This is a genomic window from Glycomyces arizonensis DSM 44726 (assembly GCF_000482705.1).
Taxonomy (GTDB): Bacteria; Actinomycetota; Actinomycetes; order Mycobacteriales; family Micromonosporaceae; genus Glycomyces; species Glycomyces arizonensis.
Map to the genome: position 1 here is coordinate 37,969 of NZ_AXWO01000019.1, position 17,353 is coordinate 55,321.

General features: G+C 68.7%; 8 protein-coding genes. 7 read left to right on the top strand and 1 reads right to left on the bottom strand.

The features are described from left to right. Positions 1 to 11: 11 nt before the first annotated feature. Entirely contained in the window at positions 12 to 7,070 is a 7,059-nt protein-coding gene (locus H613_RS32400) for a polymorphic toxin-type HINT domain-containing protein (RefSeq protein WP_156926035.1), read from the bottom strand. A 214-nt stretch (positions 7,071 to 7,284) separates the two neighbouring features. Here H613_RS32400 and H613_RS0114210 point away from each other — a divergent pair, with 214 nt between their 5' ends. The 7 genes from H613_RS0114210 (at position 7,285) to H613_RS0114240 (ending at position 17,343) form a co-directional block, all read left to right on the top strand. After that, positions 7,285 to 13,242: a LamG domain-containing protein gene (locus H613_RS0114210; RefSeq protein WP_156926036.1), complete on the top strand. Its 5,958-nt coding sequence runs from the start codon at positions 7,285 to 7,287 to the stop codon at positions 13,240 to 13,242. A gap of 157 nt (positions 13,243 to 13,399) precedes the next feature. Then, positions 13,400 to 14,782 (top strand): alpha/beta fold hydrolase, encoded by a 1,383-nt coding sequence (locus H613_RS31445; protein ID WP_169731999.1) that lies wholly within the window; start codon positions 13,400 to 13,402, stop codon positions 14,780 to 14,782. After that, on the top strand, positions 14,779 to 15,282 hold the full coding sequence (locus H613_RS0114220; RefSeq protein WP_026924337.1) for an RNA polymerase sigma factor: 504 nt from the start codon (positions 14,779 to 14,781) through the stop codon (positions 15,280 to 15,282). Before H613_RS31445 ends, H613_RS0114220 begins: the two co-directional genes overlap by 4 nt. Next, a complete protein-coding gene (locus tag H613_RS0114225) occupies positions 15,279 to 15,737 on the top strand; it encodes an SRPBCC family protein (RefSeq protein WP_026924338.1) in 459 nt (152 codons plus the stop codon). Before H613_RS0114220 ends, H613_RS0114225 begins: the two co-directional genes overlap by 4 nt. A 182-nt stretch (positions 15,738 to 15,919) precedes the next feature. Then, complete coding sequence (locus H613_RS26590; protein WP_051393356.1) at positions 15,920 to 16,318, top strand: YbaB/EbfC family nucleoid-associated protein; 399 nt, start codon at positions 15,920 to 15,922, stop codon at positions 16,316 to 16,318. Continuing rightward, positions 16,319 to 16,636 carry a hypothetical protein gene (locus H613_RS0114235; RefSeq protein WP_026924339.1) on the top strand — a complete coding sequence of 106 codons (318 nt, stop codon included), beginning with the start codon at positions 16,319 to 16,321 and terminating at the stop codon, positions 16,634 to 16,636. Positions 16,637 to 16,641: 5 nt separating this feature from the next. After that, entirely contained in the window at positions 16,642 to 17,343 is a 702-nt protein-coding gene (locus tag H613_RS0114240) for a WXG100 family type VII secretion target (protein ID WP_026924340.1), read from the top strand. Positions 17,344 to 17,353: the final 10 nt, after the last annotated feature.

The window sequence follows — 17,353 nt, forward strand, 5'->3', positions numbered from 1 at the left end:
GCTTCTCAGTTTTACGGAAAGTTCCAGGTACGGCCCAGATCCATACTGACCTCGGCGCCCTCGACTACGCCTTGAATAGCATGCTCCATCTCCTCGTACGATTCGAAGTCAGTGCCATGAATCTGGACATCAGACCCCTCGGGAACACTCGACTGCGGAATTCGGAGAATTACGCCTCCCGGCCCATCCTCTTGAGCCGCATCAGCGGCTACATCCTCGAGCTCATGAGTCCATGAAGTAAATTCACTTTCGGTGTCGCCTCCGGCGTGGCTTCCGGGGTCATCATGCCCACCGCGCGGTGTCGCCTTTCCTTCCAGGGCCTCATCGTACCCAGGGTGGTCCTTCCCTACCCCCCGATAGAGAAATCCGTCTCCAACACCGCAGCCGTCGTTGTGGGTGAGGAAGTCGGTGTCGGCGACCGCCACGTGGTAGGTGTGGAGGTCGGCAACCGTGAGGTTGTAGACCGTCGCCTGTTCGGTTCGCGTGTCGACCGCAGTGATCTGGATCCAGGTGCCTGCGCTGGTGCGCAGGAGCTGGCCGGTCTTCAGGTCGATCGCGTTCACCCACAGGCCCGGAAGCTCCACGTTGGCGCTGGCCAGACTGTCGGCATGGTCGTCGTTCGGGTTACCGGCGGTGGTCGCCGGGCCGTTCTCGTGCCCTGTCGTGGTCGTCAGGTCGGCCGTGGGCGGGCCGCCGCCTCCCGAGCCGGAACCGTCGGCCTCCGCCGCCGGGTCGGCGGTCTCCGTGAACTCGGTTTCGGTCAGGTTGGCACCGAAGGCGTCCTCCTCTGGCACTGTCGCCAAGTCGGCTGCCCAGACCGGGTGTTCGTCGGTAGCGGTCACGGTGTCGTCGGCTCGGCCGTCGCCGTCGGTGTCGACGCTGATCTCGACCAGAGTCCGCTCGGAGGTCTTCACCATGGTCGCGTCGACTTCGCGGGATCCGGTCTCGCCGGTGTCCTCGTCGGTCGCCAAGACCTCATCGCCCGGTTCGAGCTCGTCGATCGGCTTCGTCGACCCGTCGGCCATCACCACTTCGGCATCCGGAGTGAAGGAGTTGCCCGGCAACGGGCAGGAATCGGCGGTCTTGGCGAGGTCCGAAGTGGTGTCCGCTACCTCGTCTGCCCGCTCGGCCGCCTCCTCGGCGGCGTCCTTGTGGCGCATGATCGACTTCGCCCAGGACATCTTCTCCGTGAAGGCGTTCACCGCCTTGTAAACGGTCTTGACCGCCTTGAAGATCTTCTTGCCCAAGGTGAAGACCTTCGACCACGGGATCAGGTCCATGATCAGGGTCGCGCATCCCCACACGTCGCCGCCGATGCAGCTCATGAGGTCGTTGATGCCGATCAGGTCCAGCAGGATGTCGCCCGCCACGTCGATCACGATGTCGACCGTCGAGGTGTTCATGACCTCGTTGGCCTCTTCGAGGTCATCGTCGCTCGGCGGCTGCGGGGGCGCGTTCGGGTCGCCGCGGCCGTCGAAGTCGTAGCGTTCGAGGTGGTCCAGCCGGTCGGGGTCCTGGTTCTGCGAGGGCACCCGGCGGCCGCCACCGGTGTATTCCTCATAGTACATCCCCGTCGGGTCGGCGAAGCTCACCGGCGAGTGATTGGCATAGGAGTAGCCGGCCATCTGCTGGGAGTCCGTGGGGTCCATGACCGGGTCGGCGGATATGAATCTGCCTAGTATCGGGTCGTATTCCCTGGCGCCCAAATGGGTCAGGCCGGAGGGGTCCTCGGTGGCGCCGAGGAAGCCGTGGTCGTCGACCCAGCCCGCGACGGGCGTGCCGCGCGTGTTGCCGTAGATGTCGAAGTACCGGACCTGCACCTCGTGCGTCACTGAGTCGACCATCGCGGTATTGGTGCCCTGGTGGTCGCCGCCGAGCCAGTACAGCGTGTCGTCGTTGGTGCGCACCGCGATCTGCTTGCCGCCGTGGGAGTAGTAGCGGCTGGCCGTGACCGTCCCGTCCGGGTGCTTCACCACTTCCATGCCCGGCAGGAACACCGTCATGGTGCCGTCCGGGTCGGTCCTGGCGATGCGGCCGCCGTCGGCGGTGTACTGGTAGTCGGTGACGTCGCCGCCCTGTTCGAGCGTCTCCAGCTTGCCGTCGGCCGACCACGTCAGGGACTGGGCCACGCCGTTCGCGTTCGGACGCGAGGTGGTGTTGCCCGCGGTGTCGTAGGCGTAGTTGAGCGTCTGGGTGCTCTCGGGCGTGGTGACCGTCGCCGCGGTGACCGTGTGCGGCTGCGTCTCGTCGTAGGCGTAGTCGATCGTCTGGCCGGCCAGGTGGTCGACCTGCCCGGCGCGGTTACCCGAGTCGTCGAAGGACCAGGACTGCCAGTACGGGGCCACGCCGCCGACGTCGTCGGTCGTGGTCGGCTCGGCGTCGCAGGCCGCGGGCGTCGCGCCGGTCCAGGCGTCGGTGATCCGCTTCAGGTGGTCGTACGCGAAGCACTGCGTGTCCGAGCCGTAATCGGACTGGTTGTCGATGCCGGTGATCAGGCCGCCGTCGGTGTAGGCGTAATCGGTGTCGTTGATGACGTGGTCGGGGCCGGTCGATATCGAGAAGTCCGAATTGGTGACCCGCCGGGTGCCGTCGGCGTACGTGTACGCCTGCCACGCGACCGGAGCCTGGGACACGTTGGGCCCGTCCGGGTCGAAGACGAGCTGCTGCGGCTCGGCGAACTTCGTGTAGGCCGTCTGGGAGACGTACCACTGCCTGGCCGAGTAGGTCGCCTGCGGCAGCCCCAGGTCGTCGTACGTGGTGACCACGCCCTCCTCGGGCAGGCCGCCTGCCGACGGGTACTTGACCTCGGCGACGGAGCCGTCCTGGTAGTACTCGTACCGGAAGTCGAACGAGCGGTCCAGCGCCCCCAGGTCGCCGTTGAGGGTGTAGCGGATGCCGACCGGCCGGTTCGCGTCGTCGTAGCCGAGGATCCGCGTCCTGAAGAGGTTCCCGTCCTCGTCCCAGGTGTTGGTCATCGCGGGGAGCCCGAGCCCGAAGGTGTCGTAGGTGTAGGACTTGATCACCTCGCCCCAGAAGTCGCCGTCCATCACGTAGCGGACGCGGCCGAGATCGTCGTACTCGTACCAGGTGCTCTCGCCGCGCGAGTCGGTGACCGATTCGACCAGGCCGTTGTCGTAGTAGGTGGTCTCGGTGCGGCCGGTGTCGGGGTCGTTCACCGCGGTCTGGCGGCCCATGAGGTCGTACTCGTAGGTCCACTCGTTGCCGCCGGTGTCGGTCATCGCGACCAGGCGTCCGGCCCGGTCGTACTCGTAGCCGATCGTGTCGGCCGCGCCGGCGGGGTCGGAGGTGTGGAGGTTGCGCAGCTCGATCGTGTTGCCCTTGGCGTCGGAGACCGAGGTGGCCGCCCGCCCGTCGGGGTCGATGACGGTCACCCGCTCGCCGTCGTAGATCGTCGTGGTCCGCCACTGCTCCTGGGCGAAGGAGTAGAACACCTCGTCGGTGACGCGGCCTGCCGTGTCCCGCTCGTAGACGGTCATGCTGGGCACTTCGTTGTCCGACGTGGAGAACTGCGTCGCCGACGGTTCGGCGCTGTTGTAGTAGGCGCCGTACTGCTTGTGGACGAGGCCGCGCGTGTCGTAGAAGGTGTCGGAGAGGACGCGGCCGCCGCCGGGGGCGGGGATCTGCGTCTGCACCGACCGCAGCAGGCCGTCGAACAGCTCGTACGTGGTGGTGTAGTCGCCGTTGGGGCCGATGCCGTGCGTGACCGTGGCCGAGGCCGCGTCGTCGTTGAGCAGGTATTCGAAGGTCGCGGACGGCTCGTATCCGTCGGCGCGGGCGTGGTCGGGCGCCCAGCCGGCCACCAGGCGGCCGAGCGCGTCGTACTCCATCTCGGTGACGTTCTCGTTGGCGTCGATCGACTGGAGCGCCTGGCCGCGCAGCGGCTCCAGGATCTGGGTGGTGGTGTGGCCGTACGTGTTGGTGGTGGTGATCTGGGTGATCGGTCCGCCGGTGGCGGGGGTGTACTCGGTGGTGGTGACGTTGCCGTCGACGTCGGTGGAGGTCAGGCCGCGTCCGTAGTCGTCGACGGTGACCGAGCCGGTCACCAGGTAGACAGGTGCGCCGTCGACGTAGTCCTTGAGCGTCTCGGTCTGGGTGGCGTCGCCGATGGTGGGGGCGGTGCCGAACGTGGTGGACCCGTCGTAGTAGACGCGCTCGTCCGAGATGACGTCGGCGGGGTAGGACGGCTCCTGGTCGCAGGCGACGGCCAGGTGCTCGGTGCGCACCGGCATCGCGAGGATCCATTCGGCGGTGTTGCGCGCGTAGGTGATCTCGGTGCACTCTTCGTCACCGGTCACGGCGGTGTCGCCGGACGACTCGGTCGCGTAGGCCATGCCCCACGAGTCGTACTTCGTCTCGGTGGCGACCGTCCGCCACGACCCGTCGGCGAGCAGCGAGGTCGCCTCGATGGTGCTCGTGCCGGTGTGTCGGGCGTGGACGGTGCCCCAGTCGCGAACGCGAGTGGAGGTCGGGCTCGAACGCCATGGCGTGTAGGTGGTCTCGGAGATCACCTGGCCGTCAAGGATGGTCGATTGGGTGCGGGGGCGCCCGGCGAACTCGTCGTGGTCGGTGATACCGTCGACCTCGACCGAGGTGGTGGTGCCGTCGGGGAGCTCCTGGCCGTCCAGGCCGCGGAAGTAGGTGGTCTCGGACACGAGGAGGTCGTCCGCGCCGTCGCCCTTGATGGTGCGGACTTCCCCGTAGCCGCGATATTGGGACCAGGTCTTGTACTCGGGGTCGGTCAGGCCGTCGTCGTCAGTGAAGCGCCACGCGGGATCGCCGACGTATTCGTACCTGGTGGTGACCGGCGGCGAGTTGCCGACGGTGTCGATCTGGGCGACCTTCATGACCAGGTACTTGTGGTACCAGTCGTATTCGGTGACGCCGTCGTTGTCCTCGGCGAGGGTCGTGACCACCGGCATGCACCGCATGTCGTTGTGCTCGGGACTGGAGGGCATGACGCCGTTCTTGGCGTCGCATTCGGTGCCCGAGTACTCGACGGTGGTGACCCCGCCGGTGCCGTTGCGGACCGCCGAGATCCGCCACCAGTTCATCGGCGCCTTGGTGTCGATGGACTTCTGGACGCGGTTGGACAGCTGGACACCGTCGAAGGTGATCTCGGGCATGGCGATCGGTTCGTCACCGGCCAGGCCGGTGCGCTGGATGCCTTCGAGCCACAGCCCCGCGCGGGTGGAGTCGCCGGGGTCGGGGAAGGAGTGCCGGAGCGTGTACTCGTCGACGCCGGTCCAGGTGCCGTCCACGTTGACCTGTGTCGTGATCGAGGCGAGCCTCTGGTCGGTGAAGAAGGTGGGGCTGTAGAGGTCGGCGCAGTCGTCGGCGGTCCCGTCGCAGTACTGGTCGAGCGGCGTGTCGGGCCAGTTCTCGGGGTGGTCGTAGTCGCAGGTCGAGCCCGCGACGCAGCGGTCGGCCAGGTCGAAGACGACGCGGTCGGTGGCCCCTGTGTAGCCGTCGCCCTCGCGCAGGCCGTAGTCGACGCGGGCCAGGTTCACGGCCCGGTCGTAGTCGACGGGGTTGTCCTCGTCGATGTTGAGCAGGTAGTGGTTGGTCTCGCCCTCGTAGAAGTAGGCGATCGCGTTGCCGTGGGTGTCGACCACCCAGTCCAGCTGCCAGCGCCAGGCCTGGTCGCACCAGGAGTCCTCGAAGGCGGTGGCGTGGCAGGGCTCACCGGAGTGGTTGCCGAAGACCGGGACGGTCGCGGTCGATGCGGTCTCGGCGTCGCCGGAGTCGTAGCCGGGCAGGCGGTTCAGGCCGAAGTAGTACTGGATGCCCGCCGAGGTGGTGACGCGCCAGTACTCGCCGTCGTCGTCGCCGTTGGTCGCGCCGGTGAGCTTCTCGACCTTGGAGGCGTCGTCGTTCTTGATCTTCCATTCGCCGGTGTCGTCGTCGCGGATGAGCTCGCCGCCGGAGCCGTTGAGGGAGAGCACGGCGTTGTCGGTGCGCCAGCACTGGTCGCCGCCGGTCTCGGCCTCGGGCGGGTTGTTCGGCCCGTCCTCGTCGTCGAGCCGGCAGGGGGTGTAGCGGCGTTCGATGAAGCCCGGTTCGTAGGAGAAGCCCTCACCGATGAGCGACGGCTGGTTGTTGGTCGACTCGTTGCGACCATCCACTGAGGATGATGAGTAGGACAGGGCGATGGACGGGTCGAGGCCGCCGGGAGAGGAGGGGACCTCGATCGGGTAGGACCAGGAGAAGTCGCCGGTGGGGTTGCCCGCCGACCACGTGGAGGAGGGCGAGAGCGTGGTGGCGGCGAAGGTGCCGTTGTCGCCGGAGGCCGAGGCGGCCACGGTGAACGAGGCGGTGGCGCTGGAGGTGCCGAACTGGCCGTGGGCGGTGTGCTCGCCGCCGTCCGATGCGGGGGCGTAGCCGCCGCCGGAGCGGGTTTCGGTCAGTTCGACGGTGGTGGTGAGCATGGCGTCGGCCGCGTTGTTGGCGGAATCGATCTCGGCCCCGTCGGCGCCATATACCTTGAGCCGATCGTCCCAGTCCGCGCCTCCGGCGTTCCGCCAAGCGCTGTAGTCGATCGCGATCTCGATCTCGGCCGGTTCGGACGAGCCGTCGGTCCGCTCGATCTCCCAGTGGAGGCCGTCATCGGCCGAGGCGGAGTCGAGGGCGATGCGGACCCGTTCGGGGACATCGGCTCCGATGGGCGTGAGCGTGACACCGAGCTCGTCGACGCGGGCCGCCTCACCGGCGGCCAGGTCCACTTCATGCGCGCTCGCAACGGGGAAGGCGACCGCCTGGTCGCCCTCGAGTCCGCGGCCCTCGGTCTGGTCCTCGGGAAGGTCGGCCTCGCCGGGTTCGAAGTCCTCTCCGGCGACGGAGTCGACCTGCTCGGCCGCGTCGGGGCGGTAGGGCTGCTCCCAGACGCCGAACCAGGTCAGGAATCCGGTCAGCAGGACCGCGATCGCGCCGACGACGACGCCGCGGCGGATCAGCGTCCGGCGCGAGGCGCGCCAGGGCATGTCCAAGGTGTCTGGCAGGCGGGTACGGGCGGGTCGAGGGGTCTCGGGCACGGACAGGGGGGTGTCGTCCACAGGGGCTCCAGCTCGGTCACATGAAGTTATGTCGATTGCAGACTGTATCAGAGCCCTGACAGGACAATCAATAGAAATACATGATTTTTATGGTGCCAGTGAGCTGGTACAACGCAGGGCTTTCGCGACCGTCCACAATCTGGCATACTCTCCGGAGTCGTGCGTTCGGCGCAGCGCCACGGCGCACCACGTACAAACCAATAAGGAGCTTCACGTGCGATCTTCTCCCCCCAGATCGATCGCGGCACCGCTGGCTGTCCTGGCCGCCGGTGCCGTGGCAGCAGCCCTCCTCGCCGCCCCGCCCGCGTACGCCCAGAGCGAGGTCGGCGAAGGCGTGCCGCCCGGCACGGCCAATTCCGACATCGCGACCGACACCGTGATCGCCGACGCCGCCGCCGAGGCCGAGGCCACCGGCGACAACGTCGAGATCGAATCGCTCGGCAGCGCCGACTCCGAGGTCTACGCGGCCCCCGACGGGACCTTCATCGAAGAGATCGCCATGGAGCCGTTCCAAGCGCAGCTGGCCGACGGCACCTGGACGGCGATCGACAACACCCTCATCGCCTCCGGCCACGGCACCTTCGTGCCCGCCACCAGCGACACCGGCCTGGAGCTGTCCGGCGGCGGCGACACCGTCATCGCCAGCATCACCGACGTGCACGGCCGCTCGATGGCCTACACCTGGCACGAGGCCCTGCCCACCCCGACCGTCGAGGGCGACACGGCCACCTACGCCGAGATCATCCCCGGCGTCGACCTGAAGGTCAGGGCCACCAACGACGGCTTCGCCAAGGTCTTCGAGATCAAGACCCCCGAGGCCGCCGCCTCGGCCGAGGTCGCGACCCTGGAACTGGGCATCGAACTCGACGGGTTCTCGGCCGCCATAGGCGAGACCGGGGCGCTGGAGATCCTCGACTACGCCGGCAACACCATCTACACAGGACCGACACCGACCATGTGGGACGCGACCGCGCCGTCCGAAGGCGTCGGCGACGACGCGTCCGAGGACTGGTCGCCGAGCACCTTCGCGCGCATGGCCGAGGTCGCCACCGCCTACGCCGACGACACGCTCACACTGACGCCCGACCAGGCGCTGCTGACCGACCCCGAAGCGGTGTTCCCCATCAGGATCGACCCCAGGTGGGTCGACGTCGACCGCAGCCACTGGGCCCTGGCGTCGAGCTGGAGCTCCTACCGCGACCACAACTACTACGACGGCGGCAGCTTCGAGAAGTCCTCCAGCGGCACCGCCCGCCTGGGCCGGGCCTGGGACGACTACGTGGGCGACATGGAGCAGACCTGGCGCCTCGCCTTCGAGTTCCCCACCTCCAAGTTCCGGGGCCGCCAGATCCTCGACGCGAACCTCAACATGCAGATGACCTACTCCTGGGCCCGCTCCTGCGACGGGGTCACGCCCTCGTACGGGATCTACGAGCTCGAGACGAACCTCAAGCGCTGGACGTGGAACAACAACGGCGACTGGGGCACCAAGCTCGCCACCCGCGACGAGGGCGTCACCTCCGGGTGCGGGGCCCCGCGCGACATCCACACCGACGTGACCGACTACGTCGCCGACGTCGCCGGCACCGGCGACAGGGTCATCCAGTTCGGCCTCAAGGTCTCCGACGAGAGCGCCTGCTGCAACTCCTTCCGCCGCTTCGGACCCGAGAAGACCGACTCCGGCTCCGGCGGCGTCAGCCTCAGCGTCAAGTACAACACCCCGCCGAACCGGCCCGGCTCGTTCACCATCGACGGTCAGCCGTGCGGCGCGAACTCCGACGTCGAGCTGGGCGCGGCGGACTCCTGGACCGTCTCCGCCACGTTCTCCGACGCCGAGGGCGACACCATGGACGGCCTCCTCGAATGGACCGACCAGGCCACCGGCGACAGCCAGAGCTGGCCCACCTCCGCGTCCAACGGCGACAAGTCGAACTGGACCGTCTACAAGGACGACCTCCCCGGCGACGCGTACACCGTGACCGTCCGGGCCAGGGACACCGAGGACGCGCTCAGCGCCAGATCCGGCGGATGCACCGTCACGATCGACACCACCCCGCCCGAACCGCCCACGGTGACCTCGACCATCTACCCCGACGACGGCGAGATCCACGGGTCGATCGGGAAGACCGGCCGGTTCACCATGAACTCCATATCCGAGGACACCGCCGGATACGACTGGAGCCTCCACGACGCCAACGACGAGAACGAGATCAGGCTCGTGCAGGAGGGCACGGCTCCGGTCTCGGCGTCCGACAACAGCGCGACCATCGCGCTCGACCCGGACGCCAGCGGCAAGCTGAACCTCAGCGTCTGGGCGTGGGACGCGCACGGGAACCGGTCCGAGAAGACCGTCTACCAATTCCGCGTCGGCGACGCCGCCGACCCGGTGAGCCACTGGCAGTTCGGCAAGCAGGAGTTCGGTTCGCCGACCGCCGCCGACCAGGACTACTCCTACGAAGGCGACCTCGACCTGCCCTTGGCGATCGACGGCCCGACCTGGGAGGGAGGCACCGCCGACGACGCGGCGAACGACCACGTCACCTACCTGACCTTCGACGGCGACGACGACGTCGCCACCACGACCGCACCGGTGATCCACACCGATGTCTCCTACGCCGTGTCGGCCTCGGTGCGCCTGCACCAGACCGACACCGACTACGCCATCCTCTCCCAGGACGGCCTGGTCAACTCCGGATTCATGCTCAAATACGACGGCGAAGGCCACGCCTTCACCTTCACCGTCTGCAACCTCGACACGAACGAGCCGGGGGCAGGACTGGAATGCCCCTCGACCGGCACGGTCGACCTCGACCCGCAGGCGGGGGTCTGGTACACCGTCACCGCCGTCTACGACAACAGCACCGGTGAGATCAGCCTCTACATCGACGGCCAACTCCAGGTGCAGACACCGATCCCGGACAACTTCGACGCCACCGGACCGTTCGTCGTCGGCCGCGACCTCTACGGGGGCGACGAGGGCACCCACTTCGCGGGCGACATCGACGACGTCAGGGTCTGGGACCGCGCACCGCAGCCAGGAGAGCTCCAGCGCTTCGGCCAGCGCGCCGAAGGCATCTGGGACTTCGAGTCGGTCGACCACGACGACTACGAGGACCAGTCGGGGATCGGCAACGATCTCAACGGCGACGACGTGGAGATCGTCGAGGGCGTCGAGGGCAAGGCCCTCGGGCTCAACGGCTCCACCTCCACCGCCGTCAGCGACGGACCGGTGATCGACACCTCCGGCGACTTCACCATCGGCGCCTGGGTCCGGCTCGACCGGACCGGCCGCAACATGAACATCCTGTCCCAGGACGGGAACACCATGTCCCCCTTCTATTTCGGCTACTACGAGGACACCGGGCGCTGGAGCTTCCGGTCCACCGGCTCCGACGCGGTGAATCCCACTTGGACGCATCTCGAGTCGTTCGCTCCGGCCGAAGTCGGGGAGTGGACGCACCTCGCGGTCGTGTACGACTCCTTCGCCGATAAGGCGCAGCTCTTCGTGAACGGGCTTCCCGACGACGCGGCCGAGGGCATGGACCTGTGGTCGGCCACCGGTCCGCTCCGGATCGGCTCGGGCCTGTACGAAGGCGGGACCGACTTCTACTGGTCGGGCGCCATCGACAGCGTCAACGTCAACACCGGAGTCTTCGACGGCGCACAGGTGAAGTCGCTCTCGGACTACACGGTCCGCGAAGTCAACAGCGACCTGATCACCGGCGACTTCACCGGCGACGGCGTGCTGGACGGCATCGCGATCACGGATGCGAACAAGGACTACTCGCATCTGTATCTGCTCGAAGGGGATGGAAACGGCGGCTTCGTTCGCTCCGCGTCTCCCGTGTTCGAGTCCGAGCTATCCCCCGCCGACTCGGAACGAGAGTGGCGGCTCGACGACGCGGTCTGGCGCGCGGCCGATGTGAACGGCGACGCCTTCGACGACCTCGTGGTGGCCGTGCCCTCGAACGACTTCTTCGAGGTGTGGGCGTTCCCCGCCTGCGGCCCCCGCGTCCGCGGATGCAATATGGACGGACAGGTCTTCTTGGAGTCCGACAAGCGACTCGAACTGGACGTCGCGGACGACTGGAACCTCACCGACACGCAGCTCCAGCTCACGGACCTCACCGGGGACGAGCGCGACGACCTCGTGCTCATGCGCGGTGACGGGCTCGGCGCCTACAGCATCTGGCGGGCCGAGTTCGACCGCGGCCAGAACAAGTTCGGGGAACCGGCGCAGATCGCCTCGGGCACCGGCGACTCGCGCACGATCGAACTGCTCGCGGGCGACTTCGACGACGACCGATGCGGCGACATCGCCGAGGTCCGCACCGGCGCCGACGGCAGCGCCGACGTGTACCTGCGCTACACCGATCTGGTGGGCAAGCGGTGCTCGACCACACCGGCAGAGCCGGTTCTGGCGTTGGACACCGCCGGAAGCTGGGACACCGGCCGCGACCACCTCACCGTCGCCGACGTCACCGGCGACGGCCTGCTCGACATCGTCAACAGCTACCGGTTCACCTCCCGCATCCGCGTGCAGGTCGCCGAGTCCCAAGCCGATCGAGGAGGATTCGCCCTCGGCTCCTGGGGCTATTCGGCCCGGTGCACCGGCTGCGCCGGCGACCTGACCGACTGGACCCATACCCGCATCGCGGGCGGGGACGTCGACGGCGACGGCACCGCGGATCTGGTCACGCTGCGCAGCGCGACCACGGAGGGCCAGATCGGCGCGATGTGGGTCCGGCACTCCACCGGAGACGGCTTCGCGGCGTCCCAGCCGGCCTGGGCCGATCCCGACACCTGTTTCGGCGCCGAGGACGACGTTAACGGTGACGGGATCGCCGACGCGGTCATACCCGACCCGACCCGCGACATCGGCGGCGACGCCGATGCCGGCGCCGTCTGGTTCGTCGACGGCGCCACGCAAGCGGTCAGCCTGGTCCACCAGGACAACGCGGGCATCGAGGGCGGCACCGAGGCCGGGGACCAGTTCGGCCACGCCGTCGACCTCTACGACGCCGACGGCGACGGATGCGCCGAGATCATCGTCGGCATCCCCGGCGAGAATGCCGACGAGGGCCGCGCCCAGTACTTCCCCGGCGGTCGCGACGGCGACATCGCCTCCGGCGACTACTTCATCGGTCAGAACACCGCCGGTTACCCCGGAGCGATCGAGGACGGCGACCTGTTCGGGTATTCGGTGTCCGCGACCAACCTGGTCGACGGCACCCCCGTGGTCGTCATCGGCATGCCCGGTGAAGACGTCCAGGTCGACACCACCGGCGCCTACCGCGACGGCGACTCCCGCGGCCTCGCCATCGAGGACGCGGGCGCGTTCATCTACAGGCACGGCACCACGACCGCATGGGTGGACCAGAACACACCAGGCGTGCAAGGTGCCAACGAGACCGGCGACCAGTTCGGATGGTCGCTCGCGGTCACGTCCAAGACGCTGGCGGTCGGTGCCCCGTTCGAGGACACCGTCTCCAACACCGCCGCCGACGCGGGCGGCGTGCTCATGTTCGACCACGACACCAGCCCCGAAGGATGGCCCGACTACACCACCTGGCTCGATCAGAATGATGCCTTCCTGGGAGGCACTCCCGAGAGCGGGGACCGGCTCGGCTACGAAGTGGCCGCGGCCGACTACTGGCCGCAGGGCGCCGGGCCGAACCAGGCCGACACCCGCATCGCGATCGGTGTGCCGTGGGAGGACCTCGGCGACGTCGCCAACGCCGGTGCCGTCCACGCCGTCAACCTTGCTTCAGACGGCACCTACACCGGCGCGGGCGTCTACAACCAGGGCGTCCAGCTCGGCGACGAGACCGGTAGCTCCGACCACCTCGGCACCAGCCTCGCCATCGCCGATCTCGACCCCACCGCCCATGCGACGAATGCGACGCTGCGGCTCCTGATCGGTGCCGAAGACGAGGACGGCACCGAATACGACTACGGTGTCGTCCACATCACCGGCACCGCCGAACCCGCCGCCGACATCGATACCACCGTCAGATGCCCCGACCTGATGCTGTACGGCGACTTCGGCGCCGGACTCGGGTACCTGGCAGGGGCCATGTACGCCAACGCACCGGGGACGGGAGGCCTCTACCGGCTCGACTGGAGCGATACCGCACCGGGCACCGAGCAGACCGCCACCGCGGTGAGCTGATCGGAGAGGACACCGACAGGCAGCACTGACGCGAGCCGCGGCCCCCATGAGTGGGCCGCGGCTCGCGGGTGTCGGAGGTCACTTGGAACCTTTCGGCGGGCGGCCGCCTCTTTCTTCGTGAGGGCCCTCGTTCCACTTCCTCACAGGAGAAGGCAATATGAGCAACAATGTCCGGACCCGCGCCGCCGCGGGGTTCGCCGTCGCAGTGCTGACGGGGGACGCCGTGATGCACCTGCTGTGGTCGTTCGGCCTCACGTGGCCCGCTTCGAGCGAGCGGACGCTGTCGTATCTGGTCCTCGGCTTCGAGACCTCATTCGCTCCAAGGGTGGTGATTCCGCTGGCGGTCGCGAATCTCGTCATGGCCTTCGCCGTCTGGCGCCGTGCCGCCGGAGGCTATGAGCAGCGGTTCGGCCGCCTCTTCCAGGCCGTCACCGTCGCCGTCGCGATCGGCGTCGGCGTCAGGGCGCTCGCAGGTCTGGTGTGGATCACCGGGGCCGGGACGCCGACGGACTATCCGGCGTTCTACTGGGCGAACCTGCTCGTCTACACGCCGCTGTGCGTCGCGCTCGCCCTCTGCTGCCTCGCGGTGGCGCGCCAGGGCCGCGGACCGGCACGGCTGCGTCGCAGGGTGGCGCTGGCGTCCCCGCTGGCGGCCGCGGCCGCGATCCTGCTGGTGGCCTACGGGTGGACGCCGAGCGCGGTCCGCGGCTACGAGCCCGCCGACGCCGGGGTGGACTCGCGCTTCGTCGACACCGCACTGGCCGAGTTCCACTACACGCTGCAAGGCGAGGGTTCGCCGGTGGTCCTGCTGTCGCCGGGCGCCTCGTGGGCCTACGCGTGGCAGCATCAGGCCGACGTCCTGGCCGCCGATCACGCCGTCTACGTCGTCGATCTGCCGGGGCAGGGCTTCACCGAGCTGCACGAGGACGACTTCGCGTTCAACCTGGACGCCATGACCGGCGCCGTCGAGGTGTTCCTCGACGCGGTCGGGCTCGACACCGTCTCGCTGGGCGGCAACTCCTGGAGCGGCGGCTGGGCCCTGGCCTTCGCGCAGCGGCATCCCGACCGCGTCGACCGACTGGTGCTGTTGGCGCCCTCCGGTGCCGACGAGCCCGACCCGCGGTCGTGGGAGCTGCTCAAGCCGCCGGTGCTCGGGGAGCTGATGACGAAGCTGTACCTGCCCGACCGGGACGCGGTGGCCGAGTCCGTCACCGAGCTGTTCGTCCACAAGGAGCGCGCCACCGAGTCAGTGATCGAGGCGAACTGGGCGCCGGGCACCTTCGCCGACAACCTCCACTCGATGTACCTGCTGGAGCGCGGCCTGGACTGGAGCCGCACCGAGGCGGCCATGCCGGAGACGGAGCAGCCGACCCTCGTCATCTGGGGCGAGCGGGACACGGTGCTGCCGGTGGAGCAGTCAGCGACGTTCGCCGCGTTGATGCCCGATGTCCACTTGGAAGTCCTCGACGACTGCGGGCACGCGCTCACGCTCGATTGTCCCGACCGGGTCACCGAGCGGATGGCAGACTTCCTGCAATGACGACCGATCCCGCCCTCGCCGCCCTGGTGCGAGCCGCCCAGGGCGGCGACACGGTCGCCATGAACGAGCTGCTGGACCGGTTGGCGCCGTTCGTCTCCCGCATCTGCGGCCCGATCGCCCTCGGCCAGGGGGCCGACGCGGCCCAGGAGGCGCTCATCGCGGTGTTCACATCGCTGCGCGGGCTGCGGAAGCCCGAGGCCGTGTACGGGTGGGTGCGGCAGATCGCGGTCCGCGAGGCGGTGCGGGTCGCCCGGCAGGACCGCAGGGCCGTCCCGGACGAGCTGTCCGAGCTGCCCGCACCCGGCGACCCGCAGCTGGGAACCGACATCGCCGACGTCCTGGCCAGGCTCTCCCCCGAGCACCGGGCGATCCTGATGCTGCGCGACCGCGACGGCATGGACGAGCGCTCCGCGGCCGCGATCCTCGGCGTCACCACCGGCACCGCGAAGTCCCGGCTGCACCGGGCCCGGCAGTACTTCCGAAAGGAGTGGAACGCATGAGCGGTTCATGGCCCGAGGCGCGCGTCGACGACCTCACGAGGTTCCGGGTGCTGGCATCCGGCGTCTCCGGCGCTCGCGTGGTCGAGCGAAGGATCAACGCGCCCTTCGAGCAAGTGTGGGCGCTGGTGTCCGATATAGAGGGATCGTTCGGCGACATCGAGCCGGACATGCGCGGCGTCACGGTGGTCCGCCGCGAGGGCGACCGCGTCGAGGCGATCGCGCGCAGCCGGTTCGGGATGCGCGCGAGGCTGCGCGGCACGGTGCGTCCCGGATGGTGCTGGCTTCAGAGCCGGTTCCTGATCATCGGCATCGCCGCCGTGCCCGACGGCAAGGGGGGCACCGTGGTCGCGATGACGGGGGGCGTGCGTGTGCCAGGGCGGGCGGCGCTCGTCCCGATCGGCGTCGAGCGGGCCGCCCGCAGGTCCCTTGCGCGGCTGGCCGCCGCCTGCGGGTGAGGTCCAGGCACTGAAGGGGCGCGCCGTGCCGTACACCGTGTTCACGACCCCGGTCTGCCGGAATCGTGGAAGACGGTGGCGGTTTGCATCGACTTCATAGAATCGGCGACCGGTTCACCAACCGTCGATTGAAGGCCGCGGGCTCCATCGCCGCGGCCGCTCTTGAACCTCTTGGAGGCCTTATGGACTTCCCGCCGATCGATCCGGCTTCGGCGCGGGCCCGGCTCGCGGACTGGAAGGAGCGCACCGACCGGATGGCCGAGGACACGCAGGCGCTGGCCGCGCAGGTGCAGACGCTGAAGGTCACCGCCACCGACCGGGACGAACTCGCCGAGGTGACCGTCGACCACACCGGAAGCCCGGTGGACCTGGTATTCAGTGCGCGGATCAAGCGCGTCTCGGAGGAGGCCGCCGCCAGGGCGGTGCTGGAGGCGATCCGCGCGGCGAAGATCAAGCTGGCCGAACGCTCGCAGGAGCTCGTCGAGTCCACCGTCGGCGCCGAGTCGCCCGCGGGCCGGGCCTTCGTGTCAGGGCTGCGGCGCCAGTTCGGCGACGACGCGGAGCAAGGCGGTGAGCGGTAGATGACCGGCTACGTCGTCGACGCCGAGCAGTTGCGGGCCCACGCGAGCAACCTGGAGCAGTTCAAGACCCGGTTCGAGGCGATCGCGTCCGCCAGTTCGCACATCGCCCAGGACGACGAGGCGTACGGGCTGCTGTGCGGGTGGATCTCCGGGATCCTGGAAGAGCGGCACCAGCGCCAGGACGGCCTGGTCGCCTACGTGGAGGAGAACATCGGCCTCGCGGCCGAGAGCATCCGCGCGGCGGCCGACGCCTACGAGGAGTCCGACAACGACGCCTCGGTCAGCTTCGAGGAGTTCTCCTCAGAGTTGGGCGGGTAGGGGCGATGACCGAGAACTCACTGGTCGCCGATGTCCAGTCGACGCGGCAGCCGTGGACCGGCTCCAGTCTGGCCGACGGCATCGAAGGCCTGGTCACCTCGATCCAGAGCGGCAACTGGGTGTCGGGCACGCTGGCCGGAGTCGGGCTCGGGCTCGAAGTGGCCGGGACGGTCATGGACCCGTTCAGCGCGCTGCTGTCCAACGGGATCGGTTGGGCGATGGAGTACTTCGAGCCGCTGCGGGAGATGCTCGACTGGCTGACCGGCAAACCGGACGTGGTCATGTCCCACGCGCAGACCTGGTACAACATGGCCGAAGAGCTGTTCGCCATGTCCGGCGACCTGAAGACCTCGGTCGAGGGCGACGTCGACGAGTGGTCCGGGGCGGCCTCGGACGCCTACTACAACATGATGGGCCACAACGTCGAGGCGATCGGGGGCCTGGGCGCGATCGCCTCGGCCATCGGGTCGGCCACCGAGGGCGCGGGGGCGCTCGTGCAGATGACGCGCGACATCGTCCGCGACATGATCGCCGAGCTGGTCGCGCACGTGGTCGTCTGGGCGGTGGAGGCGATCTTCGTGGTCACCATCCCGGTGATCGCCGCGCAGATCACGGCGGCCGTGCTCAAGTGGGTCGGCATCGCCATGGAGCTCATCTCCTCCCTGATCACCAGCATCGAAGCCCTCTCCAAGCTCCTCAACGACTAAGGGCCGCGGC

Bases quoted from the DNA above. Each gene is read 5' to 3' on its own strand.
- H613_RS0114220 (WP_026924337.1), top strand. From the start codon at position 14,779: ATGACGACCGATCCCGCCCTCGCCGCCCTGGTGCGAGCCGCCCAGGGC.
- H613_RS26590 (WP_051393356.1), top strand. From the start codon at position 15,920: ATGGACTTCCCGCCGATCGATCCGGCTTCGGCGCGGGCCCGGCTCGCG.
- H613_RS0114240 (WP_026924340.1), top strand. From the start codon at position 16,642: ATGACCGAGAACTCACTGGTCGCCGATGTCCAGTCGACGCGGCAGCCG.
- H613_RS0114225 (WP_026924338.1), top strand. From the start codon at position 15,279: ATGAGCGGTTCATGGCCCGAGGCGCGCGTCGACGACCTCACGAGGTTC.
- H613_RS31445 (WP_169731999.1), top strand. From the start codon at position 13,400: ATGAGCAACAATGTCCGGACCCGCGCCGCCGCGGGGTTCGCCGTCGCA.
- H613_RS0114235 (WP_026924339.1), top strand. From the start codon at position 16,319: ATGACCGGCTACGTCGTCGACGCCGAGCAGTTGCGGGCCCACGCGAGC.